Source organism: Corynebacterium sp. NML 150383 (assembly GCF_002285085.1).
Lineage (GTDB): Bacteria > Actinomycetota > Actinomycetes > Mycobacteriales > Mycobacteriaceae > Corynebacterium > Corynebacterium gottingense.
On the sequence record NZ_NSGK01000001.1, the window covers coordinates 361,097 to 383,832 of the forward strand.

At 65.2% G+C, this 22,736-nt stretch carries 27 protein-coding genes, 1 tRNA gene and 1 pseudogene; 10 read left to right on the plus strand and 19 right to left on the minus strand.

Annotation, left to right across the window (positions count from 1 at the left end):
- Window positions 1–71 precede the first annotated feature (71 nt).
- Window positions 72–1,892 carry a BCCT family transporter gene (locus tag CKJ85_RS01695; RefSeq protein ID WP_095553228.1) on the minus strand — a complete coding sequence of 607 codons (1,821 nt, stop codon included), beginning with the start codon at window positions 1,890–1,892 and terminating at the stop codon, window positions 72–74.
- A gap of 142 nt (window positions 1,893–2,034) precedes the next feature.
- Window positions 2,035–2,901, minus strand: a complete 867-nt coding sequence (rsmI, locus tag CKJ85_RS01700) for a 16S rRNA (cytidine(1402)-2'-O)-methyltransferase (RefSeq protein ID WP_095553229.1) — start codon at window positions 2,899–2,901, stop codon at window positions 2,035–2,037.
- Here rsmI and CKJ85_RS01705 point away from each other — a divergent pair.
- Entirely contained in the window at window positions 2,852–4,564 is a 1,713-nt protein-coding gene (locus CKJ85_RS01705) for a dolichyl-phosphate-mannose--protein mannosyltransferase (protein WP_095277203.1), read from the plus strand. The genes rsmI and CKJ85_RS01705 overlap by 50 nt on opposite strands.
- A 4-nt stretch (window positions 4,565–4,568) precedes the next feature.
- Here CKJ85_RS01705 and CKJ85_RS01710 read toward each other — a convergent pair whose 3' ends face one another.
- Both CKJ85_RS01710 and CKJ85_RS01715 read right to left on the minus strand, forming a co-directional pair.
- Window positions 4,569–5,210, minus strand: coding sequence for a zf-HC2 domain-containing protein (locus CKJ85_RS01710; RefSeq protein WP_095553230.1), 642 nt, complete (start codon window positions 5,208–5,210; stop codon window positions 4,569–4,571).
- On the minus strand, window positions 5,203–5,610 hold the full coding sequence (locus tag CKJ85_RS01715; RefSeq protein WP_095535738.1) for a DoxX family protein: 408 nt from the start codon (window positions 5,608–5,610) through the stop codon (window positions 5,203–5,205). The genes CKJ85_RS01710 and CKJ85_RS01715 overlap by 8 nt, the downstream gene beginning before the upstream one ends.
- Window positions 5,611–5,662: 52 nt before the next feature.
- Between CKJ85_RS01715 and CKJ85_RS01720 the strand changes: the two genes are divergently transcribed.
- Complete coding sequence (locus CKJ85_RS01720) at window positions 5,663–6,295, plus strand: DNA-3-methyladenine glycosylase I (RefSeq protein WP_095537725.1); 633 nt, start codon at window positions 5,663–5,665, stop codon at window positions 6,293–6,295.
- A 12-nt stretch (window positions 6,296–6,307) separates the two neighbouring features.
- On the opposite strand, the gene CKJ85_RS01725 is transcribed toward CKJ85_RS01720, so the two are convergent.
- Both CKJ85_RS01725 and CKJ85_RS01730 read right to left on the minus strand, forming a co-directional pair.
- The gene (locus CKJ85_RS01725; RefSeq protein WP_095553231.1) at window positions 6,308–6,916 is read right to left on the minus strand and encodes a cation transporter; all 609 of its coding nucleotides are present in this window, start codon (window positions 6,914–6,916) and stop codon (window positions 6,308–6,310) included.
- Between the two features lie 355 nt (window positions 6,917–7,271).
- Window positions 7,272–7,970 carry a hypothetical protein gene (locus CKJ85_RS01730; RefSeq protein ID WP_095545977.1) on the minus strand — a complete coding sequence of 233 codons (699 nt, stop codon included), beginning with the start codon at window positions 7,968–7,970 and terminating at the stop codon, window positions 7,272–7,274.
- Window positions 7,971–8,034: 64 nt separating this feature from the next.
- Here CKJ85_RS01730 and CKJ85_RS01735 point away from each other — a divergent pair.
- Window positions 8,035–8,280 (plus strand): annotated as a pseudogene (locus CKJ85_RS01735) (IS110 family transposase); the annotation flags it as partial.
- Between the two features lie 38 nt (window positions 8,281–8,318).
- On the opposite strand, the gene CKJ85_RS01740 reads toward CKJ85_RS01735, so the two are convergent.
- The 5 genes from CKJ85_RS01740 to CKJ85_RS01760 all read right to left on the minus strand — a co-directional run bounded on the left by CKJ85_RS01740 (window position 8,319) and on the right by CKJ85_RS01760 (window position 12,587).
- Window positions 8,319–8,391 (minus strand) — tRNA-Ala (locus CKJ85_RS01740).
- A gap of 54 nt (window positions 8,392–8,445) precedes the next feature.
- On the minus strand, window positions 8,446–9,519 hold the full coding sequence (glpR, locus tag CKJ85_RS01745) for a gephyrin-like molybdotransferase receptor GlpR (RefSeq protein ID WP_095553232.1): 1,074 nt from the start codon (window positions 9,517–9,519) through the stop codon (window positions 8,446–8,448).
- A gap of 114 nt (window positions 9,520–9,633) precedes the next feature.
- Window positions 9,634–10,296 carry a GNAT family N-acetyltransferase gene (locus tag CKJ85_RS01750; protein WP_095537727.1) on the minus strand — a complete coding sequence of 221 codons (663 nt, stop codon included), beginning with the start codon at window positions 10,294–10,296 and terminating at the stop codon, window positions 9,634–9,636.
- Window positions 10,297–10,308: 12 nt separating this feature from the next.
- Complete coding sequence (gene glp / locus CKJ85_RS01755) at window positions 10,309–11,610, minus strand: gephyrin-like molybdotransferase Glp (protein ID WP_095535741.1); 1,302 nt, start codon at window positions 11,608–11,610, stop codon at window positions 10,309–10,311.
- A 20-nt stretch (window positions 11,611–11,630) separates the two neighbouring features.
- Entirely contained in the window at window positions 11,631–12,587 is a 957-nt protein-coding gene (locus tag CKJ85_RS01760; protein WP_095545979.1) for a UTP--glucose-1-phosphate uridylyltransferase, read from the minus strand.
- A 77-nt stretch (window positions 12,588–12,664) separates the two neighbouring features.
- Between CKJ85_RS01760 and CKJ85_RS01765 the strand changes: the two genes are divergently transcribed.
- From CKJ85_RS01765 to mscL, 3 genes are all read left to right on the plus strand, one after another.
- Window positions 12,665–13,249, plus strand: a complete 585-nt coding sequence (locus CKJ85_RS01765; RefSeq protein WP_095545980.1) for a 5-formyltetrahydrofolate cyclo-ligase — start codon at window positions 12,665–12,667, stop codon at window positions 13,247–13,249.
- Window positions 13,250–13,285: 36 nt separating this feature from the next.
- Window positions 13,286–13,915: an SAF domain-containing protein gene (locus tag CKJ85_RS01770; protein WP_095535744.1), complete on the plus strand. Its 630-nt coding sequence runs from the start codon at window positions 13,286–13,288 to the stop codon at window positions 13,913–13,915.
- A 91-nt stretch (window positions 13,916–14,006) separates the two neighbouring features.
- Entirely contained in the window at window positions 14,007–14,447 is a 441-nt protein-coding gene (gene mscL / locus CKJ85_RS01775) for a large conductance mechanosensitive channel protein MscL (protein ID WP_095553233.1), read from the plus strand.
- Here the strand turns inward: mscL and CKJ85_RS11735 are convergent.
- From CKJ85_RS11735 to CKJ85_RS01810, 8 genes are all read right to left on the minus strand, one after another.
- The gene (locus CKJ85_RS11735; RefSeq protein WP_133064050.1) at window positions 14,444–14,638 is read right to left on the minus strand and encodes a hypothetical protein; all 195 of its coding nucleotides are present in this window, start codon (window positions 14,636–14,638) and stop codon (window positions 14,444–14,446) included. The genes mscL and CKJ85_RS11735 overlap by 4 nt on opposite strands.
- Complete coding sequence (locus CKJ85_RS01780; protein ID WP_095535746.1) at window positions 14,635–15,201, minus strand: molybdenum cofactor biosynthesis protein B; 567 nt, start codon at window positions 15,199–15,201, stop codon at window positions 14,635–14,637. Before CKJ85_RS01780 ends, CKJ85_RS11735 begins: the two co-directional genes overlap by 4 nt.
- A 66-nt stretch (window positions 15,202–15,267) precedes the next feature.
- Window positions 15,268–16,557, minus strand: a complete 1,290-nt coding sequence (locus tag CKJ85_RS01785; RefSeq protein WP_095553234.1) for a S1C family serine protease — start codon at window positions 16,555–16,557, stop codon at window positions 15,268–15,270.
- Between the two features lie 180 nt (window positions 16,558–16,737).
- Window positions 16,738–18,201 (minus strand): cell wall metabolism sensor histidine kinase WalK, encoded by a 1,464-nt coding sequence (locus CKJ85_RS01790; protein WP_233125473.1) that lies wholly within the window; start codon window positions 18,199–18,201, stop codon window positions 16,738–16,740.
- A complete protein-coding gene (locus tag CKJ85_RS01795) occupies window positions 18,198–18,896 on the minus strand; it encodes a response regulator transcription factor (RefSeq protein ID WP_095535748.1) in 699 nt (232 codons plus the stop codon). The genes CKJ85_RS01790 and CKJ85_RS01795 overlap by 4 nt, the downstream gene beginning before the upstream one ends.
- A 95-nt stretch (window positions 18,897–18,991) precedes the next feature.
- Window positions 18,992–19,165, minus strand: coding sequence for a 50S ribosomal protein L32 (gene rpmF, locus CKJ85_RS01800; RefSeq protein ID WP_095277040.1), 174 nt, complete (start codon window positions 19,163–19,165; stop codon window positions 18,992–18,994).
- 21 nt (window positions 19,166–19,186) lie between these two features.
- Complete coding sequence (locus CKJ85_RS01805) at window positions 19,187–19,459, minus strand: type B 50S ribosomal protein L31 (RefSeq protein WP_095277043.1); 273 nt, start codon at window positions 19,457–19,459, stop codon at window positions 19,187–19,189.
- Between the two features lie 137 nt (window positions 19,460–19,596).
- Window positions 19,597–20,361, minus strand: coding sequence for a CPBP family intramembrane glutamic endopeptidase (locus CKJ85_RS01810; protein ID WP_095535749.1), 765 nt, complete (start codon window positions 20,359–20,361; stop codon window positions 19,597–19,599).
- A 37-nt stretch (window positions 20,362–20,398) separates the two neighbouring features.
- On the opposite strand from CKJ85_RS01810, the gene CKJ85_RS01815 reads away from it, so the two are divergent.
- The 4 genes from CKJ85_RS01815 (at window position 20,399) to rpmG (ending at window position 22,734) form a co-directional block, all read left to right on the plus strand.
- Window positions 20,399–21,517, plus strand: a complete 1,119-nt coding sequence (locus CKJ85_RS01815) for a sensor histidine kinase (protein WP_095545983.1) — start codon at window positions 20,399–20,401, stop codon at window positions 21,515–21,517.
- Window positions 21,514–22,116: a response regulator transcription factor gene (locus CKJ85_RS01820; protein ID WP_095545984.1), complete on the plus strand. Its 603-nt coding sequence runs from the start codon at window positions 21,514–21,516 to the stop codon at window positions 22,114–22,116. The genes CKJ85_RS01815 and CKJ85_RS01820 overlap by 4 nt, the downstream gene beginning before the upstream one ends.
- 217 nt (window positions 22,117–22,333) lie before the next feature.
- Window positions 22,334–22,570, plus strand: coding sequence for a 50S ribosomal protein L28 (gene rpmB / locus CKJ85_RS01825; protein ID WP_095277046.1), 237 nt, complete (start codon window positions 22,334–22,336; stop codon window positions 22,568–22,570).
- Entirely contained in the window at window positions 22,570–22,734 is a 165-nt protein-coding gene (rpmG, locus tag CKJ85_RS01830; protein ID WP_006841072.1) for a 50S ribosomal protein L33, read from the plus strand. The genes rpmB and rpmG overlap by 1 nt, the downstream gene beginning before the upstream one ends.
- Window positions 22,735–22,736 lie beyond the last annotated feature (2 nt).

Genomic DNA, 22,736 nt, shown 5'->3' on the forward strand with positions numbered 1-22,736 from the left:
AAAAATCCCCAGCACCCGGCTGGTGGGGTGCTGGGGACGGTGACGCGGTGGCGTCGAGAAGCGAGCGAGCGCTACTTGCGCTTGCCAGTGAAGGCGCGCTTGACCTGTGCCTTGCGCGCGTTCAGCTCGCGCTGATCGCGGTGCATGCGGCGCTCAATGGCCAGCTGGCGGGAGAAGCGCTCCTGCTCCTTCTTATCCAGGTAGATCGTGTCGTTGGACAGATCCTTCACAATCGCGAACATCAGCGCGATGAGGATAAGCAGGAACGGGGTTGCCGCGACGATGGTCACGGACTGCAGCGAGTTCAGCGCGTCCGAGCCACCGGAGATCAGCAGGGTGAGGCCGACGGCTGCGGTGGCCAGACCCCACATCGCGGCGATCCACGGCTTCGCGTCGGACTTGCCGTTCTGGGTCATGGATGCCATGACGGTGGAGGCGGAGTCCGCCGAGGTGATGAAGAAGGTGGCGAGCAGCAGCAGCGCGAACACGCCCATCACCACGCCACCTGGCAGGGAGTGCAGCAGGTTGAACAGCTGCTGCTCCGAGGAGCCGTCTGCGTAGATGGACTCGCCGGTCTGCTCCATGTGGATGGCGGTGCCGCCGAAGATGGCGAACCACACGGTGGACAGGCCGGACGGGACGAGCAGGACGCCCAGGCAGAACTCGCGGATGGTGCGGCCGCGGGAGATGCGAGCCAGGAAGGTGCCCACGAACGGGGACCAGGAGATCCACCATGCCCAGTAGAAGATGGTCCAGCTGGACAGGAAGTCGCCAGCCTCGCCGTCAGAGCTCTCGGCGGTACGGCCTGCCATCTCGAAGAAGTTCTGCAGGTAGGTGCCGACAGACGTCGGCAGCAGGTTGAGCTGTACGACGGTCGGGCCGAAGACGAACACGAAGATTGCCAGCAGCGCGGCGATCACCATGTTGGCGTTAGACAGCCACTGGATGCCCTTGGACACGCCAGACATGGCGGAGAGCAGGAACGCGAGCGTCAGCACGGCGACAATGCCGATGATGAGGCCGTTCGACGGGTCGTGGACAAAGCCGGATGCCTCGAGGCCGGAGCTGATCTGCATCGCGCCCAAGCCCAGGGAGCAGGCGGTACCGAAGATGGTGGCAAAGATGGCAAAGCCGTCAATGAGCTTGCCCAGCGGGCCGTCCGCGGCCTTCTGGCCGATCAGCGGGATGAACGCGCTGGACAGCAGCTGCTTGCGGCCGAGACGGAAGGTGGAGTACGCAATTGCGAGACCCATGATGGCGTAGACCGCCCACGGGTGCAGGGTCCAGTGGAACATGGTCTGCGACATCGCGGTGCCCACCTCGTGCGGCTCGTGGCCCGGCACGCCGTCGCGGTACATGGCCAGCGGCTCGGAGGCGCCGTAGAACATCAGGCCGATACCCATGCCCGCGGCGAACATCATGGCGATCCAGGATGTCGTCTTAAACTCGGGCCGCTCGTCGGCGGAGCCCAGGCGGATGGTGCCGAAGTTCGAGCAGGCGATGACCAGCACGAAGATCACGAAGGCGGTGCCGCCGAGCACAAAGGCCCAGCCGAGATTGTTGATGACCCAGCCAAAGGCAGCGTCGGCGAAGCTGGAGAAGCTCTCGGGGGCTAGCAGGCCCCACCCCACGATCGCGACGATGATGACGGCGAGCGGAGCGATAATGCCCCAGTCCACGGGTGCGTTTTCCGCGTCAGCCTGGCGCTCGATCTGCTCTTCGGGGTCCTGGTAGTTGCCACGTTCGCCGGCGCTATCGGCCTGCAGCAGCGAGACGAGCTCGCCAGCCGCGGACGGCGCGGGGTCGGTGGAGTTGTTCTCAATTTGCGGATCTGCAGTCCGCGGTTCTGCGCCCGGATCGTGCGGATCCAAGCCAGTCTCACGCCGAGACATCAATCACTCCTCAAGTATCGAAAAACTCGTATGACCTTTGCAGGGTATCTGATAAATAGTCTCAGCACGAACCGAGCGTAATGTTTTCTCGGATCTGGTAGAGGGACGTTGTCGCTGCGTACTTCTGTGTCTAGTCCGCGGTCTAGTCCGCGCGCGCGGCAAGGGCCGCATCATAAAGGTCGCCCGTCTTCACGCCGTGCACCTTGGCCACGGCCTTGCACGCGTCCTTCATCCGCTCACCCGCATCGACCCGCTCGAGGACGAGTTCCACTAGGTCCTCGGGGTTCTCCTCCGCCCTGGTGCTGCCCTCAATGACGACGGTGATCTCCCCGCGCACGCCTTCCTCGGCCCACGCGGCGAGCTCCTCCAGCGTGCCGCGCTTGACCTCCTCGTACGTCTTGGTCAGCTCGCGGCACACCGCGGCGCGGCGGTCGGCGCCCAAGATCTCGGCCGCGCGCGACAGGGTCGCGGCGGTGCGGTGCGGGGACTCAAAGAAGCACACGGCGCGCTCCTGCCCCACCAGCGAGCGCAGCCAGGTCTCCTGGGCGCCGGGCTTGCGGGGCGCGAAGCCGTCGAAAAGGAAATGCCCCACGCTCAGGCCAGACAGGGCAAGCGCCGTGGTCACCGCGCTCGGCCCCGGCAGGCAGGTCACGGGAACGCCCGCGTCGTGCGCGGCGGCGACGATGGAGTGGCCTGGGTCGGATACCAGCGGCATGCCCGCGTCGGTGACCACCAGCACGACCCCGGCCCGCGCGTCCCGGAGCAGTTCCTCGGTGCGCGCGTCCTCGTTGTGGTCAAAGTTGGAGACGATCTTGCCGCGCGGCTCGACCCCCAGCGCCGCGGCCAGCGCGCGAGTCCGCCGGGTATCCTCCGCCGCGATCACGTCCGCGCTCTCGAGCATTGTGCGCAGCCGCTCACTCGCATCCGCGACGTTGCCCAGCGGCGTGGCCGCGAGCACGATGCCGGTCTGTGGCAGCGAATCCTGGGGCAGATCTGTGGAGGCAACCATAAACGCCAAGCATACGCACGAACCAGTAAGATCCTTGTCCGTGAGTACCCAAGTGCCAGCTTCCGCCCCACCCGCGTCGCCTACGCTGCCGCCTGCGCCAAAGCGCTGGCGCGCGAAGCGCCCCGAGCCGTCCGCGCCCGTCACGGTCCCGTGGACCAAGCGCGATACCGTCTCCGCGACCGTGATCGGCGTGCTCGCACTGCTGACCCGCTTCATCGGGTTGACCCAGCCGACGTCGGGCGGCACGCCGGTGTTTGATGAGAAGCACTACGTCCCGCAGGCGTTCGACATGGTGCGCGACTACATCAACCCGGTCCTGGGCGGCATCGAGTCCAACCCGGGGTACGGCCTCGTCGTGCACCCGCCGCTGGGCAAGCAGCTGCTGGCGTGGGGCGAGCAGCTCTTCGGCTACACCCCGCTCGGCTGGCGCCTCATGACCGCGCTGTTCGGCACCGCCATCGTCATCTTCGTCTTCCTCATCGCGCGCCGCGTGAGCCAGTCCACCAGCATCGGGGTGTTCGCGGGCATCATCGCGCTTTTCGACGGAGTGCTGCTGGTCACCGCCAAATTCGGCATGCTCGACGTGTTCGAAGTCTTCTTCGTCGTCGCGGCGGCGTGGACGCTCGCCGGCGACATGCAGCAGGTGCACCGCCGCTGGCACGACGCCTACCTGACCGGGAAGCTGGACGGCATGGACGCGCTTGGCCCCCGGCTGGGCTTCCGCTGGTGGCGCTTCGCCACCGGCGTCCTGCTCGGCCTGGCCATGGCCGTGAAGTGGTCGGGCATGTACTACATCGCATTCTACGGCCTGCTCTCCGCGTTCTGGGACCTCTGGCTGCGCAAGCGCTACGGGGTGAAGAAACCGCTGGCGGGCGCGCTGCTTCGTGACGTCCCCTCCGCCCTCGCCTCCATCGTCCTCGTCCCCGCGCTGCTCTACATCTGGTCCTGGCGCGCCTGGTTCGCCTCGGAGACGTCCGTGTACCGCCACGCGGTTGCCGACGGCACCGTGGCCGACTCCGACTGGCCCTGGCTGACCAATCTCCCCTCCCCCGCCGCGGACTGGCTGTACTACCACTTTTCCGTCCTCGAGTTCCACAGCTCGCTGACATCCTCCTCCGGGCACTCCCACCCGTGGGACTCCAAGCCTTGGTCCTGGCTCGTGGCCTCGCGCCCCATCCTCTACTACTCCAACACCGACCTGGCCTGCGGCGAGGGCGGCACCTGCCGGGAAATGATCTTCCTCTTCGGCACCCCGGTGATCTGGTGGCTCACCATCCCGATCCTGCTGTGGGGCGCGTGGGTGTGGATCACCCGCCGCGACTTCCGCGTCATCGTCCCGATGGTGGCGTTCATGGCCGGCTTCCTCCCGTGGCTGGCCGCCTTCGACCGCCAGATGTACTTCTTCTACGCCGCCCCGCTCGTCCCGTTCACCGCGGTCCTGCTCGCGCTCGCGCTGGGCAACCTGGCGCAGAAGGGTGCGCCCAGCGGCAACCGGCTCGTGCGGCGGTTCGCCGGCGCGGACCTGCGCACCGGGCAGCTCGCCGTGATCGTGTACCTGGCGCTGGTCGTGGCCAGCTTCGTGTACTGGTCCCCCATCCTCTACGGCTTCATGGTGCCGGAGGACTACTACCACTCGCTCATGTGGCTGCCCAGCTGGAAGTAGCGCGCTAGCTGGGGTTCGCGTCCAGCAGATGCCAGGCGCGGCGGATTTCAATCCCGCGGTCCGCCACCCACGTCCAGACGAGCCCGAAGAGGGTGACCAGCGGGATGAGCACAATGCCGGGCACGAACTCGCCGGTGGAGAGCACCCAGTCGCGCACCGCGAAGCCCGCGGTAAAGGTGAACATCGTGCCCACGATAAGCAGGACGCCCGGGATCTGGCGCGGGCGCCAGGCGGTGACGCCGAGCGCCAGCGCGACGCCGAACCGGACTGCCGCAGTGGAGGTCTGCAGCGAATCCGTACCGCCGCCGTGAACCAGCAGCAGCACCGCCCACACCGCCCACACCACCGCAGCAGCGACAAGCGCCACGCGACCAATCGCCAGGGTGACAAGGCGGCGCTGCTCGAGCTTGCGCCACGTGTCGTCCACGCCCGCCATGATGACCTCGGAGAGGTCGTGGGGCGGCGCCATTCCGCCGTCCACTTCGGCGAAGCTCATGCGCCTGGAGAGGGAAAGCGCGCGCTCCCAGTAGGCGGTGCACTCCTCGCACTGCGCCAGGTGGGCGTCCACGACGGCGTCGTCAAGCCCGGGCGACTCGCCGTCGATACGCGCGGAGAGTGCAGCCTGGACCTCCTCGTGGCTAACCACGGGTGAGCACCCCGTCCAGGCTCGCGCGGCCCGTGCCAAAGACCACGAGAGCGAAGAGCGCGGCGGCGAGCACCAGCGTGTACTCCACGCCTCCCTGCTCCACGAAGAAGCCGTTGCCCAGGTGCACGAAGTAGGCGGCGGCGAGTGAGAGGATGAGCAGCAACGACGCCGCGATCGTGGTGAGCAGCCCGATCACCAGGAAGGTCCCGCCGATCAGCTCGACGGCGCCCGTCACATACGCGCTCAGCTGCGGCTGCGGTACCCCCGCGTACGCAAGCTGTTCGGCAGTTTTATTCATGCCGACAGCGAACCAGTGCTGGTAGCCGCGGGCAACAAACACGGCCCCAACGACCAGGCGTAAGAGTAGGAGTGCGAAGTCTCGAACGGCAGGCCTGTTCATGCCATTTACCCTACCGATGGAACCGAACGGCCATAAATCGAGTCAAATATATATGAGCAATTTCAACGAAACACCCAAGTCCCTGCCCATCACCTGCGACGACGGTCTGGTCCGCCCGCCGTGGGCCGCCACCGATCCCCTCCTGCGCGAGTACTACGACACCGAGTGGGGCATGCCGCTTACCGACGAAGCGTCGCTCTTCGAGCGCGTCTGCCTCGAAGGGTTCCAAGTCGGCCTGTCCTGGCGCCTGATCCTGTCCAAGCGCGACGCGTTCCGCGAGGCGTTCCATGGCTTCGACCCGGACGAAGTCGCCGCCATGGACTCCGTCGACCACCTGATGGACAACCCCGGGCTGATCCGCAACCCGAACAAGCTCAAGGCCGCGGTCACTAACGCGAGGGCGACCCTCGCGCTGCGCGAGGAGGGCACGCACCTCGGCGAGTTCATCTGGTCCTACAAGCCCGCCACCACTCCGCGTCCCCGCACCGCCGAGGAGGTGCCGACCACCTCGCCGGAGTCCAAGGCGCTCGCGCGGGACTTAAAGAAGCGCGGCTTCATCTTCGTCGGCCCCGTCACCATGTACGCGCTCATGGAGTCCGTGGGCATCGTGGACACCAACCTCGTTGGGACGTGGCGGCGCGGCGCCTCCGGTGTGTGGAGCGCCGAGGAGCTCGGCGAGGGCTGACGAGGGGGTGAGCTAGCAGTCCTCCATATCCGCGAAGGCCTCCTCCACGGAGGCGTGCTCCTCGCGGGATTCCTCCCACACCTCCTTGGCTGCGGACAGGTTGATGACCGCGATGATCGCGCCGACGACGATGTCGAACCAGGCGGTGGACCACACGAACGTGAGGAGGCCTGCCACGATGATGAGGAGGTTGGCCAGGGCGTCGTTTCGCGCCGCGAGCCACGCGCCCTTGGCCAGCGAGGACCCCTGGTCCCGCAACCGCAGCAGAATGACGGCGCAAATCACGTTCACGACGAGCGCGCCGACCGCGACGCCGGTCAGCCCCTCGGGCGAGGGCGCAACCGGGTTGATGAGCTTGGTCACCACCATGACGATGGCGGCAATCGCCGGAATGAGGATCAGCGCGGCGAGAACGCTGCCGGCAGCGCGACGGCGCTGTGCCGGCCACGCGACCGCGACGAAGACAAGCATGTTGATCGCGGTGTCTTCCAGGAAGTCCGCGGAGTCTGCAGCGAGCGACGCCGACCCGATTGCGAGCGACGCGACGAACTCGACGAAGAAGTAGGCCAGGTTCAGCAGCGCGACGATGAGGACGGCGCGGCGGAGCTTCTCTGTAGTCACGGGGTCCTTCTGTCGGGCCGATAATAGCGGTGTAAGGATACGCCGACGTATCTCTTGGCGGCAAACGTGGGAGCTTGCGGGGCTACGTAGTAATCGTCGTTAGAAGCGGTATCTGGAGCTGGGTCGCAATCGGAGTATAGAGATCCACTTCTTGTTCCTGAGTTTTCAGCGAAATCAGAAGCGCATTCGTCGCCGGATTTTATACTCGATATGTCGTAGCCATGGCCTCACGCTACAGCTTCTTCCCACTTTTCGACGCCCATTCACCCACCTTTACGCCAGCCCCAGAGATGACGCTCGTATCCACTACAAAAGAAAAGGGCCTGCCGTAGTGGCAGACCCTCTCAGAATCGAGTTAGCGCGGAAGTGGGATCTTCACGCCTGGGATAGCGCCTGCCAGTGCGGCGACACCCACGCCTAGACCGACAAGGACCAGTAGGCCGATGATGACATCGATGACCGAGTCATTCGAGGGCTCGTCACCCTGAGGAGCTGGGGTGCTAGTGTTCGTAGGCGTTGGCTCCGCCGTTGCCGTTGGCTTCGCGGTGTCGGTAGGGGCAGGCTTCGTGCTCGTCGTAGATTCCTTTGGCTTTGGACGAGCGAGCAAAGAGACCAACTTGGGATCAACCGGCACCGAAATCTTTCCAGGGAACAGTCCACTGGAACCGTCAGTGAATGTCACTTCAGCTTCAAAATCAATTTCGAAGCGAGATGGGTACCGCGTGCCTTCAACCGGCTCTACCCAGAGCTTTTCAGTCCTTAGGTCGAAGAAGGTATATTCCCCGGTAGTCACTTTTACATCGTACGGAGAATCCCACTTCTTCAGTTTGATGGAGCGCACGTACTTGGAGTCATCCGCCATATCCACATCGATGAACGTGCTGTTCAGATCCGTCCCCAGCCAAGCAACGCCTCCCTTCAGGCGTGGATTCAGCCTCTCAGCCATCGATGCCGAAACAGTTTCTTCCTCACCAAAAGCAGACGGTCCCGCAACAACAGTCAACGGCGCCACAAGCCCTACAGCAAGCGCGCCCGCCATGAGTTTAGCCTTCATGGAAGCTCCTTCTCCCTAGTATTTCCAACTAAACACACATATTAACCCAAGGCCATCACAAAGTGAGCATCGCCAACAAGTCGAGCAGGAAGTCATCGAATCATCAACGACATCCCCCACACTCAGATCCTGCTATCCATGCCGGGAATCGGACCAAAGACGGCAGCCCAAATTCTTCATGACCGCTGGCGACAAGTCCGACTTTCCTACAGCTGAGCACCTAGCCTCCCAGGCTGGCTTATCACCCCGAACAAATCAGTCCGGAACCTCAATAATGTCGAAGTTCCCCAATACCTGCACGAACACGAAAAAACCCCCAGGCCGTGACACCTGGGGGTTTGGATTCAGTGGAGCTAAGGGGAATCGAACCCCTGACCTTCGCATTGCGAACGCGACGCTCTACCAACTGAGCTATAGCCCCTCGCTGGTTTGAAAGGTTACTCCTTTCACCCCAGAGCATGAAATCCGCAGGTCACTAGCTTGCGCGGGGCGTGTACTCGCCGTAGCCGTCCTCCCGCGGCTGCGGGCGCACGTAGCCAGGCAGTGCGTCGAAGTCCGGGTGTTCCTCGTCCAGGTCCAGGATCACGGAGCCGACGCGGCGGCGCTCGCGGGGGGTGGGCTGCGGGCGGTCCACGTCAACGCCGAGGCGGGCGCGGCGCAACTGGCGCACGCGGCGCTCGTGCAGCGCGCGCTCCTTCTTCACCACGCCACGAAGGACGATGAGGAACCAGGCGGTCAGGCCGGCGGTGATGGCGGGCAGGACCCAGGTCCACCCGCCCACGACGAACGCGACGACAAAGGTGACCACGAAGGAGGCGATGAGCACCAGCAGGGTGCGCTGGCGGCGCTGGAACCGGTCCGCTTTTGCGGTGCGCTCGCGCTCCGGGTCGTAGCCGCCGCGCCCACGGCGGGTCTTGGCAAACTCCAGGTCGCTGTCGTCCGGTTCAAAATCGGGCTCGGGTTCCGTTTCAGGTGCGGCCTCGGCGGTGGCGGAGTCGCCGGCGTCCTCAGAGTCCTCAGGGTCCTCGGGGGCGTAGCCGAAATCTGAGGGCGCGCCGTAGGACTCGCTCATCTCGTAGCGGTCGGCTTCCGCGTCAGTGTCCACGACGGTGGAGCCGCCCTGAGGCTCCCCGTCAATCGCCTCGTCGTCCTTCTCGTCACTCTCCTCGTCAAGGTCGACGACGGTGGAACCCGCCTCCTCGTCCTCCGGCTCGGCGTCGATGACCACGGGGCGGTCCTCCTGGGTCGCGACCTCTTTGCGGAAGAAGTTACGGAGGGTGGGTGTGTCGTCGATAAGCACCTGCTCCTCCTCGGCCTCGACGATCTCGACGTCATCTTCGGCGGCGGTGTGGTGGTGCACATCGGCGGACGTGAGCTTGGGGCGGCGGCGGGCCACGACGGGTTCGGTGCCTCCCTCGTGCAGGACGCGCGTTTCCTCGTACCCCTCGCCAGAGCGGCGAATCTTCTTCGTGTTCCCCAGCATCATCGGCGCAAGCACGATGACCCACACGACGAGAATGAGGACCAGAATGAGGCTCGGGCTGCCCATGGGCAATGCCACCTTTCAACGCAACCAATTGGGTGTGTACACAGAACTGGCCCCAACGCTATCCGCGCGCACTCGGCCCCACCGCCAGGCGCGCCGAACCCTGCGCCTGAAAAATTACTGAACCGGCCGAACGCGCCCCGCCGCGCGCAGCCGCTCCACGGCGGTGTGCGGGAAATCGTCCGCGTTCAGCGCCACGAAGTGGTGGTCGCGCCACTGCCCGTCGATGTGCAGGTTCTTGCGGAGGTAGCCCTCCTCGCGGTAGCCATTTGCCAGGAGCACGCTTTTCGACGCCGGGTTGTCCGGCAGGAACGTCGCCGTCACCCGGTGCATGCCCACCCTCGCAAAGGCGTGGTCCGTGCCGAGCGCGCACGCCGCTGTCGCGATGCCGCGCCCCATGAACGGCGAGTGGACCCAGTAGCCGATCCAGCACTCGCTCACCGCACCGTGCTGGATATTGCCCAGCGTCACCTGCCCGGCGAACTCGCCGTCCGCGACGATGACCAGCGGCACGACGACCCCGTCAGCCGCCAGCTTTTTCAGGTTGAGCCAGTTGGCACGCCAGGCTTGCGGCGAGTGCGCGTCAGCCCACGTCCCTTGTACGGTCGGCTCGACCGGCTTGAGCCAGTGCTCGTCCAGCACGCGGGTTTCGCTCCATGCGCGACCGTCGCCGGATTTGAGCGGGCGCAGGTGGACGTGTGTTCCGTCCGCCAGCCGCAGCGCGGGCGTCGTTTCCGGCCAGCCCGGCGTGGGCTCGCGGAAGAGTGCAAACAGGTCCACCGGGGCAGGTTCCTAGCTGCGCTGCTGCAGGAATTCAACATCCACGAACTCGCCCGGGCGCACCTGGAGCACGTCCTCGGGGATGCGAATCATGGCGTTGGCCTCGGCGAACCCGGCAAGCAGGTGCGCCGCGCTACCGTCGAGTGTGCCCAGCGACTCCACCAGGTACTCCCCCGTCTCCATGTCGCGCATGAGGCGCGCACGAATGTAGCCGCGGCGGCCCTTGATGGAATCAATGTGGCGCACCGAGCGGGCCTGTACCGTGCGGCGCGCGACGCTCGCCTTCCCAAGCGACTGCCGGATCGCCGGGCGCACCAGCGTCTCCGCAATCACCAACGCGCTGACCGGGTTGGACGGCAGCAGGAAGACGGGCGTACGCTCCTCGCCGAGCAGGCCGAAGCCTTGCACAGACCCGGGGTGCATGGCCACGCGCTGCGTGTCGAGCTCCCCCATCTCGCGCAGCACGTCCTGGATGACGTCCGCGCCCGAACCGCCAACGGCGCCGATCACGATGACTACTTCGGACCGCGCGATGTGCCCGGCGATGGTCTCGCGCAGGCGGCGCGGCTCCGCGTTGACGATGCCCGCGCGCACCACGTCCGCGCCGGCCTCTTCGGCGGCGGCTGCAACGGCGTACGACGCGACGTCGTACACCTGCCCAAGGCCCGGGTCGCGGTCTACGTCCACCAGCTCGAGGCCGTAGCTCATCACGGTCACGCGCGGGCGCGGGTAGACCAGCACCTTCTCGCGCCCCGCGGCGGCCACGAGCCCGATCTGCGCCGGCCCGAGCACCGAGCCCTGGCGCACGGCGATGTCCCCCGGCTGGATGTCCGAGCCGGGTTTGCGGACAAAGTCGCCGGTGCGCACTGCGCGCGACGGGGTGACGCGCTTGCGCCCCCGGTCACTCCATTCCAGCGGGAGGACGGCGTCCGCGAGCGTTGGCAGCGGCGCGCCGGTGGCAACGCGCACGGCCTGGCGCGGCTGGAGGCGAAGCGGCTTCTGCGAGCCCGCCGCGACCTCCCCCACCACGGGCAGCGTGCGGTCGCGGTGCGGTGTGCGGCGTTCCGTAGTCTCCCCGCCGTCCTGCTCCTCCGGGGGCTCCGCGGCGAGGCGCAGGCCCGCGGTGCCGCCCACGTCCACGGAGCGCACGGCGTAGCCGTCAACCGCTGCCTGTGAAAAGCTGGGCAACGGGGCGGTTGCGGCGATTTCCTCGGCGCACATGAGGCCGAGGGCATCAAGGATTCCGACGCGGATCGGCTCAGGCGTCACCGCCGCGTCTACCACCATTGCTTGCTGGTCTTCAACGCTGCGCATTGGACCAATCCTAGTGGGAACTAGCGGACAATATCGGGATTCTCCGCTTCGAAGTCGCTGATAATCTGCTTCAGCGCCGTGTACAGGGCCGGACCATACTTCTCGTTGTGCAGCCCAAAGTCCACATTCGCCGGGATGTAACCACCCGGATTGCCCAAATCGTGGCGCTTCCCGTCATGCACCACCACGTGCACCGGGTGGCCCTCCGTGATCATCAGCTCGATCGCATCAGTCAGCTGCAACTCACCACCCTTGCCCGGCTCGATCCGACGCAACGCGTCAAAAATCGCCCGATCCAGCAGGTAGCGACCCGTGGCCACCAACGTCGACGGCGCATCCTCCACCGCAGGCTTTTCCACCATGCCACGCACACGCTTGACCTCAACACCATCAACCTCGGTGTCCACCTCCTCAACGTTAAACACGCCGTAGTTGAACACCTCCTCACGGCTGACGTTAAACGCGCACAACACCGAGCCACCAAGCTCCTGGCGCACCTTGACCATCTTCTCCATCACACCCGCCGGCAACACCAAATCATCCGGCAGCATGACAGCGACAACGTCCTCGTCATCATCCAGCGCGTCCTCCGCACACCCCACGGCGTGCCCCAACCCCAGCGGCTTATCCTGCGTCACCGAAATCGCATCAATCAGCTCACCAGCGCGGGCGACCTTTGCCACCTGCTCGTCCTTACCGCGCGCAGCAAGCGTTTCGCGCAGCGTGGAAAACTCGCCGAAGTGAGCCATGATCTCCTCTTTCTGAGGAGCCACCACCACCGCCAAGCGCTGCGCACCCAGCTGGGCCGCCTCCTCCGCGATCAGCTCAATACCGGGAGTATCCACCACCGGCAAAAGCTCCTTCGGCACCGTCTTCGTCGCCGGCAGAAAACGAGTACCCATACCCGCCGCCGGCACGACAACCGTCTTCACCGCACCATGGGAAGGCACGGATGATACTTCGTTAGAATTCCGCATAAATGTCGAGCCTACATGGCCAGTTGCTGCTATTTTGCTCCGACCCACGTTCTCCGCCCAACCCGAAGGGGGCCACCATGCCAACGCCAACCGAGGACAAGCGAGCCCTGCGCGCCCGCCACACCGAATTCCGCCGCCGGCTCCGCCACGACCCCGCCCGCAAGACAGCGCTCGACGCGGCGATCCTGACCAACGCTGTTGCCTGCATCGACGCGTTCGGCGCACGTGGCGCCAACATCTCCGCCTACAATCCGCTCCCCACCGAGCCAGGCCCGGCAGACTTCGCCGCGCAGCTGCGCCGCCACGCGCGGAGCGTCTTCGTCCCAATCTCGCTGCCGGACTGTGTGCTGGCGTGGTCGCTGGCGGACGGGGCGACGCAGCCCGGCGCGCTCGGCGTCGCGGAACCGACCGGTGCCCGGTTCAACTCCCGCGTCCTCTCCTCCTGCGCGCTGCTCCTGGTTCCCGCGCTGGCCGTCGATGCCCGGGGGATGCGGCTGGGCAAGGGCGCCGGCTATTACGACCGGGCGCTCGCTGGGCTGGACGTGCCCACGGCGGCGGTGCTCTACGACGAGGAGGTCGTCGACGCTGTCCCCCACGACGCGCACGACGTCCCCGTGCGCGCGATCATCACGCCGCGCGGGTGGCGGGCAATTTCGGTGTAGAGGGAACCGCCGCGCGTCCGGCTGCGTCTAATATGCATGGACCTCTCGCAACGACTCACTGGACTCGCCCACCGCCTGCGCACCCCGGGCTATCGACGCTCCGTGCTCCTCCGACGCGCGCTCGCCGCCGCACTCGTCTGCGCCGCAGGCCTCAGCGCGCTGCTCAACGCGTCCCGCGCCGACCCCCTGGTTGTCACCTTCGCCCGCCCCGTCGCCGCGGGCGCCCGCGTCACCGATGAGGACCTGCAGCTGCAGCGGGTGCCCGAACGCGTCGTCCCGGAGGGCGCGCTGCGGGAGCAGTCCCTGGCCAGCGGGCACATCCTCGCCGCGGGCGCCGCGCCCGGCGAGGTGGTCACCTCCACCCGGCTCGTCGGCCCCGACCTGGTGAGCGAGCTCGTTGCGGGCCAGCCGGAAGGAGAGCCGTTCACCATGGTGCCGGTGGCGCTCGCGGAGCCGGACATCCTGCCCATGCTGCACCACGGCGCCGTCGTGGACGTGATCGCGGAGGGGCCGACGACGGTCGCCTCCGGCGGGCGCATTGTCACCGTTGGCGAAGAGGGCACGGTGCTCGTGCTGATGCGGCGGTCGCAGGCGTCGGCGGTGGCGGCGGCGTCGTTAAGCATGCCCCTCGCCGTTGTTTTGGCCTCTGCTGGCACGCCGGCATAAACTGCGTATCCTTGACACCTGCCATGCGCACGCATGGCGGTGCCGTTTCTTCCCCCACTACGCAATGCTCTTGCAAAGGAGTGCATGTTTCATGCTGAAAGGTTTCCGCGATTATATTCTGCGCGGCAACGTCATCGATCTGGCCGTCGGTATTGTCATCGGCGCCGCCTTCACCGGGCTGGTCACGGCGTTCTCTGACGCCATCATCAACCCGCTGCTCAACATCTTCGGCGACGCCGAGGTGGGCGAAGGCTGGAAGATTCCGGTCATCCCGGGCCGCCCCGAGACCGCCCTCGACCTGGGCATGCTGGTCTCCGCCGCGATCAACTTCCTGCTCATCGCCGCGGTGGTCTACTTCCTCATCGTCGCGCCGATGAACAAGCTCAATGAGATGCAGAAGCGAAAGCGGGGCATCCCCGAAGACGTCGCTGCCCCGACCGAAACGGAGCTGCTCACTGAGATCCGCGACCTGCTCGCCGGCCAGTCCCCGGAGCAGGCAGGCAGCACCACCCCGCCCGCGACCAGCAACTAGTCCCCACCGTGGTGGGGCGGGCGCTCGTAGTCGTAGAACTCCCGCCCCGTCAGCTCCGCGGCCGGGTCGCCGTCTTCCTCAAAGGACACCGCGCGTTCGCCATCGCCCCCGGCCCCCGTGAACGGCGCGTCCGCCGTGCGGTCGTAGTCCACGTCCGCGACGCGCCGCGCCCTTCGCCGCTGCCGCGTCATTTCTGCACGGTGTAGCTGTTGAGCTCCGAGATCAGGTGGTCCACCAGCGGCGCGATGGTGGCCACGCCGTCACGAATCGCCTGCCGGCTCGGAGCCAGGTTGACCACCACTGTGGAGCCGGACACACCACAGATGCCGCGGGAGGTGCACGCGTCGACGGCGCCGCAGGCCTGGCCGGAGGAGCGAACCGCCTGCGAGACGCCCGGCACCAGCTTGTCAATCACCGCGCGCGTGGCCTCCGGCGCCTTGTCGCGCGGGCCGACCCCGGTCGCGCCGACGGTGAGCACGAGGTCGACGCCGCCGACCACACCGGTCTCAATCACCTTGCGGATTTCGGACTTCTTCGACTTGGTGCGCACCACGCCATCGACGTGGTAGCCGTACTCGCCCAGCAACTCCGCGACCATCTCGTGCGTGTTGTCGCCGGGGGCCTCGTAGCGGTGATCACCGATGAGCACGATGATGGCCCGGGACGGGGCGGGAGTGTCCTCCGCGAGCTCGGTGGCCCGCAAAAACGCGTCGTCCGGCTCCACGTTTTCCAGCGCATCAAGTGTTGTGGACATGTGCCTTCTTTCCCTCTCTCGCTTCGACGTTGTTCCGGCCCCGCGACCGGAGGAGTGTCCTTTAACTTACTCGGAACTCAGCGTCACATCTACGGAAACGGGAGCCTCCTCCCCCTCCCGCCGGATCTGCAGGGTGACCGTCTCGCCGAAGTCGTGGGAACGCGTCGCCGCGATGAGCGCGTCGGCGGAATCGATCAGCCGGTCGCCCACTTTGGTGATCACGTCGCCCCTACGCACGCCAGCCTGCTCCGCCGGGCTATTCGGCTCCACGCCGGCGACGACGGCGCCGTCGTCGCCCATGTCCATGGCGCTGACTCGCACGCCCAGCATCGGCTGAGAGGCGCTGCCCTTGTCAATCAGCTGCTGCGCCACGCGCTTGGCAAAGTTGGACGGGATTGCAAAGCCCAGGCCGATGGAGCCGCCCTGCGATTCCTGCCCGTAGCCGCCCGCAGACAGCGACGCAATCACGGAGTTCATCCCGATGAGGTTGCCGTGCATGTCCACCAGCGGTCCGCCCGAGTTACCGGGGTTAATCGCGGCGTCCGTCTGGATGCCGTCCATCAGCGAGCTCTCGCCACCGCCTTGCGACGCCCGCACCGGTCGGTTCAGCGCCGAGACGATACCGCTGGTCACCGTCGCGGACAGGCCCAGCGGAGAGCCGACGGCCACCACCTCCTGGCCGACGGCGAGCTGGTCGGAGTCGCCGAACTGCATCGTCGGCAGGTCCTTCACGCCCTCAATCTTGATCACGCCGACGTCGGTGTTCACGTCGCTGGCCACGAAGGTGGCGTCGTGGCGCGAACCGTCATTCAGCGTGACCTGGATCTGGGACTGCGAGCTCGCCGCATCGGCGATCACGTGGTGGTTCGTCAGCACGTAGCCGTCCGAGGAGATAATGGAGCCGGAGCCTTCCGCCGACGCACGCGGCGTCTGCACCACGATCGAGACCACGGCGGGCAGGACCTGCGACGCCACGTCTTCGACCGAGCCCTTCGGCGCCGCGTGTGCCTCCCCCTGGTCGTTCTGCTGGTCGTTCTGCGGAGCCGGGGCTGCCGGCGCCTCCAGGGCGCTGTACGAGCTCTCCTCACCGTCGTTGGTTTTGCTCACCACGTACCCGGAGCTAGCGCCACCGACAAGCGCGGCGACGAGGGCGGTGGCGATGACGGTCCCCGCCCCGAAACGACGCTTCTCGCGAGCCCCCTCCGGCGCGCTTGGCACCTGGTCGACGTGGTACACGGTCGGCTGGCCCTGGCGCGTCTCGGTCAGTGCGGGAGATGTATCTGTGTTGCTGGTAACACGATCCGAGCCGCCGCTCGCTGCGCGACGGGGGTTGCGTGGATCCTCTGGAAAAGTCATGGAGGTAATTATCAACCTTTCTGCTGGAGCCAGTCTTGATGCCTGAACAGACTCCACCTAAAGTTATCTGAACGTTCCCTGTGCGCTGTGCACTGGTGCAATGCCGCTTATCGACGAAACCCCGCCCGGTGAGATCCCTCCCACCAAGCGGGGCAACGCGACCGTGCGCACACGCGCTTGCTAGTCCTCCGCGGGCGGGCGCCACCCCGGGAACACAACACGCATGCGGGTGCCCCCGTCGTCGGATTCCTCGACGAAGATCTGGGCGTCGTGGCGGTCGAGTACCTGTTTCACAATCGCCAGCCCCAGGCCCGAGCCCGGCATCGCGCGCGACTCCGGGGCGCGGTAGAACCGTTCGAAGACGCGGGCGCGCTCCTTCGGCGCAATGCCGGGGCCGGAATCGTCGACAATCAGCACCGCCTTCGTCGTGGCCGCCTTGAGCGAGATGCGGACGGTGCCGCCGTCCGGGGACCACTTGGCGGCGTTGTCGATCAGGTTAATCGGCGCGCGCCCCATGGCGAAGTGGTCGCCCATGATGACCCACGGGTCGGCGTGGAACTGGAACGTGACGTCCGGGCGGCGGCGACGCACGCGGTCCAGCGCCTCCTCCAGGATCATGTCGAGACGGAGCTCAGTAAACTCCGTGTTGGGAGAGTCCTCGCGCGCAAGGTCGACGAGGTCTCCAATCAGCGTGGACATCTCCTCCATCTGCGCCAGCACGTCCCGCTCCAGGTTCTCGCGCTCCTCGGGCGAGATCATGTCCTGGTGGCCGGACTTGTACATCATCATGAACAGCTCAATGTTGGTGCGCATGGACGTCAGCGGCGTCTTCAGCTCATGGCCCGCGTCTGCGACGAGCTGCGTCTGTCGGGTACGCGAGTCCTGGAGCGTCTGGATCATCCGGTTGAACGAGCGGCTGATGTTCGCGAGCTCGTCGTCGCCCTCAACCGGGAGCGGCTTGAGCTCCTCGGTGCGGGTCACCTCGTCCACCGCTTTTTGCAGCCTGCGCAGTGGATACAAACCGGTCGCGGCGACAACGGACGCGACGGCCCATGCCATCGCAATGCCGAGGCACAGGATGACCAGCAGCGCCGCACCGGAGCTGCCCTGCAGCCGGCGCGAGGGATCCACCTGCTGGGCGAGCGCCACCGCAGAGCCGTCGTCCTTGCGGAGGACCAGGATGCGCTCCCCGCCCGCAGTACGGACCGAGATTTCTTCGCCGTCCGCTTCCCTGTGGAACGCCCCACCGATCGCGATCGCATCGCCGTAATAGCGATTGGACTGCGGCGGCGACACCGCTGCGTGGATCTGCGGGTTGAAGTACTTAAACGCCGCTATCTTCCCCTCAAGCTCATCGACGGGATGCCTTTCCACCTCGTCCATCAGCGCATCCGCCTTCACCCGGAGGTCGCTATCCATTGAATTCGTGATCGTCGTGGCGGCAGCCCAGAAGCTGACCAGGGCGGTGACCAAGATGGTGAAGGCGACCATCACGCCAGTCAGCACCACGAGCTGCTGGCGCAGAGAAAGTCCGAGCCCAAGGAACCGAGAGCCGCGGAAACCTGACGCCTCCGCGCCCCCCTGCTCGTCGATCCACGCGTCCTTATCGCGCTGGTAAGTCTCGGCTGATTGCCGAAGGATCACGGTGCAGTCTCCCGCAGCACGTAACCAACGCCTCGGACGGTGTGGATCAGGCGCGGCTCGCCCGCAGCCTCCGTCTTGCGCCGGAGGTAGCCGATGTACACCTCGAGCGCGTTGCCGGAGGTTGGGAAGTCGTAGCCCCACACCTCTTCCAGGATGGTCTGGCGGGTGAGCACGCGACGCGGGTTCTGCATCAGCAGGTGCAGCAGCGCGAACTCGGTGCGCGTCAGCGAGATGGTACGGGAGCCGCGCGTGACGTCTCGGGTCTCCGGGTTGAGCGTGAGGTCCTCGAACTTCAGCGCGGAGGACTCGTGGTCGCCGCCCTCGATGGAATCCGCGCGGGCACGGCGCAGCAGGGAGCGAACGCGGGCAAGGAGCTCTTCGAGCGCGAACGGCTTGGGAAGGTAGTCGTCGGCACCGGCATCCAGCCCCGCCACCCTGTCAGACACGCCGTCACGCGCCGTAAGCATCAGCACGGGCCGATCGTAGCCGGACGAACGCAGCGTACGGCACACGCCAAGCCCGTCAAGCTTAGGCATCATCACGTCAAGGATGGTCAGGTCCGGCTCTTCCGCGCGGATCAGATCCAGCGCCTCTTCGCCATCTTCCGCCAGGCACACCTCGTACCCGTTGAAGCGAAGAGAGCGCCGTAAGGATTCACGCACGGCCTGCTCATCATCGGCCACAAGAATTTTCATGTTTCTATTATGGCTTACTCGATGATTTTTGGTGCATAAGACCGCAAAAAAGCCGATTCCCCAGGTCAGGGAACCGGCTTCCGGTGGAGCTGCGTTTAGAACTGCTCCACGTCAATCAGGCCAGCCTGCGCGGCCTTGACCAGGCGACGCGGAATGCGAACTTCCTGGCCGTCGATCTTGACGGTCTGCAGTGCGGCGTTGTCAGCCTTCCACTGCGAGCGACGCATGCGGGTGTTTGCGCGGGACTTCTTAAACTTCGGGGTAGCCATTTCTCAATTCCTCCTTTACGCCTAGTTAGCGGACTTCTTCTTACGGCGAGCCATGCCACCGAAGCGCTGGTTGAACTTCTCAACGCGGCCAGCGGTGTCCATGAGGCGCTGTGCGCCGGTCCAGAACGGGTGGGACTCAGCGGTCACGTCGACAACGATGAGCGGGTACTCGTTGCCGTCCTCCCACTGATCGGTACGGTCGGAGGTCTTGGTGGAGCGAGTCAGGAACTTGTGGCCCGTGTTCGCGTCCTGGAAAATCACCGGGTGGTAATCCGGGTGAATATCCTTCTTCATATACTTCGTCTCCCTCAGGATTGAACTTCAGGTCGTCTCCTCCGCGAGGATCGTGCCTGAGTTGGGTGCGAAAATGGTCAAGTGCACAGCGATTGCTGAACAACCTGCAGAATTATACTGCTTCAGGGTGCATTTCCCTAATCGCGCATGTTTGCTTTTCGACGCCACAGCACCAGCGCCCCAGCCAACGCTTGCGCCAGGCCGAGCACGAGCCATGCAACGTTGCCCAGCTCAACCGGATAAGCCAAGCTCAATACCGCAAGCATGAGGTGCATGCCGCCGTGCGAGCCTGCGGCCCACCAGAAGCTACCAAAGCGGTAGACCAGCGCCGCACCCAAAATGGACATCCCGAAGGGCATCACCAGGTAGACGAGGTGGTCCAGCGCACTTTGTTGCCCACCGGCAGAAGTCAGGTGAATCAACGTGAAGGCGGCCGTTGTCCACACGATGGTGAGAGTTTCTCGGTGCCGCGTGAGATCGAACAGCCAGCCGCGGTAAAGCAGCTCTTCGGGGATCCCTTGCAGCAGGTATGCGCGCACCAGGATCCACGCCAATACTGCGCCCAGCGGATAGTCGCCAGCGTCGACTGCCTCTGGCACCGCCGGCCCGGGCCCGAGGATCGCCGCGAGCACCGCCCACCCCACGAGCATCGGCACGGACACCACGAGCGTGCCGCCGACAAGGCCCCAGGCCCCGCGCCAGTTGATGCTGGAGCGCTCAACGAAGCGCGCCCACACAACGACGAACGCGACCACCAGGACGGGTGTAAGGCAGAACAGGAGCGTTTCATCTACGTATGGGACGAGCGGGACCCGAGCGAAGTTTGCGCCCATGAGCACACCCGTAGCAATGATGGCGCGGAGCACGAGACCGAGTGCGTTAACAGGAATTCTTGGGTTCATGGTGCACGACTTTATTGAGCACACACTGGCTTAAATAGTGGATGCGGTCACCAAAATCCATGACCCGAGTCATGGGTGTCAGCCGGTACGTTTGGACACCATGAACCGTGTCCACCTCCACCTTTTGGACAGCATTCTGGTGTTCGCCACCATGCTGTACCTCAACTTCGCGTCAGCCGCGCTCGCGCGAGAGGAAGTACTTTTTGCGGTCGCCCTGCTCACCGTCGCGGCGTGGGTGGCGTGGCGCAAGACGGAGCATAAGGCTGCCGCAGTGGTCTTCTCCCTGTGCGCGTTCGCTGTCTTCGCTACGGCGAATAACCCGATCAGCATCCTCGTCCTGTGGTGCGCCGTCGTTGCGTTACATATGAGCCTGGGCAAACGTGCAGCGTACCTCTACGCTGGTGCGATCGTCGTGGCTTCTTTTCTCGCACAGCTGAAGGTCCAGGCCCCGGTGAGCAAGGTCGCGATCGAGACACTCTCCGGCGCTGCCGCAGCCGCAGCGGGACTCAACCTGGCTTCGACGGTCGCTCGGCAGCGCTGGCACGAGGCGCGCCAGCAGGACATGGCGATGGCGAAAGAGCGCGAGAGAATCGCCGCAACGCTTCACGACGCCCTCGGGCACCGCCTCACCACTATCGGGCTTAGCCTCGACTACGCACTCCGCATCCCCGACGCGGAAAAGCGCGATAGTGAGATCGCGAGGGCACGCGCTAGTGTCTCGGAAGCTTTGCACGAGATGCGGGCAACTGTGCGGGCGATGAAGCCTGCCGCACATCCGGACGAAGACATCGAGTCCGCACTTTCCCATTTAGCGGAGTCATTCGCCTCAACTTCGCTGGAGGTGCAATTCACCCACGCCCCGCACACAACGGGCGCAAAGCACTCCACCGAGGAGCGTATGCTCATGCTGCATTTTTGCCAGGAAGCATTGACAAATGTGTTGCGGCATTCGCACGCAACGAAAGCACAGATCCTGCTTGATCATGGCTCACTTGCCGTGGTTGACAACGGGACCGGCATGGCCGGGCCGGAGGCGTTCGGCATCACGTCTCTTCGCGAACGCGCCGCAGGCCTCGGGGGTGAGATCACTACGCTCGCCCACGGCGGCATTGACCGCGGGTTCCGCATCGAATTGCACCTGAAGGAGAAGTCATGACCACACGCGCGCTGCTTATCGACGACCACGAGATGCTCCTGCGCGGCCTCAGGCTCATCTTGGACACCAACGACCGGGTCGAAGTCGCCGCAACAACTACCGACGGAGCAGAAGCGCTCAACCTTGCCCGCCGCTATAACGTCGACGTGGTGGTCACCGATGCTGCAATGCCGGGCACCGACGGGCTCGAGGTCGTTCGCGCCTGCAACCCACACGTCCCTACCCTCGTGCTCACCACGTTTGATGACGCAAACCTGGTCAAGAGCTTGCTCGACGCCGGCGCCTCCGGATACATCCTGAAAGACGTTTCCCCGGAAGAATTGGCAAACGCTATCGTCGCGACCGCCCAAGGTGGACTCGTTCTCGACCCGCGGATCGCCCGCTACGCAGCGGGAAACCCGCAGCTGGCAATCCTAACCCCCACAGAACGCTCCGTCGCCGAAAAAGTCGCACGTGGAATGAGCAACCAGGAAATTGCCGGTGCGCTTTTCCTGGCTGAAGGCACCGTGAAAAACCACGTGTCCGCTCTACTCCGAAAACTCAAAGCACGCGACCGAACGGTGCTCGCCTTGCGTTTAGCCAAAGCATTAGGGCTCTAGGCTCCGCCCCCTGTGTGGCCGGGAAGCGAAATCGCCTGAGATTAGGAAATTTGGCGCTAAACATGTATCGTTGACTCTCGCTGTTGTCGAAGTACACGTATACGCCTACGTCAACCGATTGCACCAGACGCTCTCGCGGACCCTCACTCCGCTTTGCAGTGGCGTCATCCTCACTTGTGATCAGTGCGTGGGCGGCAGAAGAGAAAGAAGTCAACCCATGTCGGCACATTGCCAGGTCACGGGACGCGAGCCAAAGTTTGGCAAGACCGTCTCGCACTCGCACCGCCGCCACTCGCGCCGTTGGAACCCCAACGTGCAGAAGCGCCGGTTCTACCTGCCCTCCGAGGGCCGTACCATTACTCTGAACGTTTCTACCAAGGGTCTGAAGATCATCGACCGTGACGGCATCGAGTCCGTCGTGGCAAAGATCCGCGCACGAGGTGAGAAGATCTAATGGCACGTAACGATATTCGCCCGATCATCAAGCTGAAGAGCACCGCGGGCACTGGTTTTACCTACGTCACCCGCAAGAACAAGCGCAACAACCCGGATCGCATCACGCTGAAGAAGTACGACCCGGTTGTGCGCAAGCACGTCGAATTCCGCGAGGAGCGATAATC

Excerpts from the sequence above, each read along its gene's own strand:
- CKJ85_RS01765 (WP_095545980.1), top strand. The coding sequence starts at position 12,665 with ATGCCAACGCCAACCGAGGACAAGCGAGCCCTGCGCGCCCGCCACACC.
- CKJ85_RS01715 (WP_095535738.1), bottom strand. The coding sequence starts at position 5,610 with ATGAACAGGCCTGCCGTTCGAGACTTCGCACTCCTACTCTTACGCCTG.
- CKJ85_RS01810 (WP_095535749.1), bottom strand. The coding sequence starts at position 20,361 with ATGAACCCAAGAATTCCTGTTAACGCACTCGGTCTCGTGCTCCGCGCC.
- CKJ85_RS01785 (WP_095553234.1), bottom strand. The coding sequence starts at position 16,557 with ATGACTTTTCCAGAGGATCCACGCAACCCCCGTCGCGCAGCGAGCGGC.
- rpmB (WP_095277046.1), top strand. The coding sequence starts at position 22,334 with ATGTCGGCACATTGCCAGGTCACGGGACGCGAGCCAAAGTTTGGCAAG.
- CKJ85_RS01730 (WP_095545977.1), bottom strand. The coding sequence starts at position 7,970 with ATGAAGGCTAAACTCATGGCGGGCGCGCTTGCTGTAGGGCTTGTGGCG.
- CKJ85_RS01695 (WP_095553228.1), bottom strand. The coding sequence starts at position 1,892 with ATGTCTCGGCGTGAGACTGGCTTGGATCCGCACGATCCGGGCGCAGAA.
- CKJ85_RS01805 (WP_095277043.1), bottom strand. The coding sequence starts at position 19,459 with ATGAAGAAGGATATTCACCCGGATTACCACCCGGTGATTTTCCAGGAC.
- rpmF (WP_095277040.1), bottom strand. The coding sequence starts at position 19,165 with ATGGCTACCCCGAAGTTTAAGAAGTCCCGCGCAAACACCCGCATGCGT.
- CKJ85_RS01760 (WP_095545979.1), bottom strand. The coding sequence starts at position 12,587 with ATGCGGAATTCTAACGAAGTATCATCCGTGCCTTCCCATGGTGCGGTG.
- rpmG (WP_006841072.1), top strand. The coding sequence starts at position 22,570 with ATGGCACGTAACGATATTCGCCCGATCATCAAGCTGAAGAGCACCGCG.
- CKJ85_RS01705 (WP_095277203.1), top strand. The coding sequence starts at position 2,852 with ATGCCGGTCTGTGGCAGCGAATCCTGGGGCAGATCTGTGGAGGCAACC.
- CKJ85_RS01720 (WP_095537725.1), top strand. The coding sequence starts at position 5,663 with ATGAGCAATTTCAACGAAACACCCAAGTCCCTGCCCATCACCTGCGAC.
- CKJ85_RS11735 (WP_133064050.1), bottom strand. The coding sequence starts at position 14,638 with ATGACGCGGCAGCGGCGAAGGGCGCGGCGCGTCGCGGACGTGGACTAC.
- glpR (WP_095553232.1), bottom strand. The coding sequence starts at position 9,519 with ATGGGCAGCCCGAGCCTCATTCTGGTCCTCATTCTCGTCGTGTGGGTC.
- CKJ85_RS01820 (WP_095545984.1), top strand. The coding sequence starts at position 21,514 with ATGACCACACGCGCGCTGCTTATCGACGACCACGAGATGCTCCTGCGC.
- CKJ85_RS01780 (WP_095535746.1), bottom strand. The coding sequence starts at position 15,201 with ATGTCCACAACACTTGATGCGCTGGAAAACGTGGAGCCGGACGACGCG.
- CKJ85_RS01770 (WP_095535744.1), top strand. The coding sequence starts at position 13,286 with ATGGACCTCTCGCAACGACTCACTGGACTCGCCCACCGCCTGCGCACC.
- mscL (WP_095553233.1), top strand. The coding sequence starts at position 14,007 with ATGCTGAAAGGTTTCCGCGATTATATTCTGCGCGGCAACGTCATCGAT.
- CKJ85_RS01795 (WP_095535748.1), bottom strand. The coding sequence starts at position 18,896 with ATGAAAATTCTTGTGGCCGATGATGAGCAGGCCGTGCGTGAATCCTTA.
- glp (WP_095535741.1), bottom strand. The coding sequence starts at position 11,610 with ATGCGCAGCGTTGAAGACCAGCAAGCAATGGTGGTAGACGCGGCGGTG.
- rsmI (WP_095553229.1), bottom strand. The coding sequence starts at position 2,901 with ATGGTTGCCTCCACAGATCTGCCCCAGGATTCGCTGCCACAGACCGGC.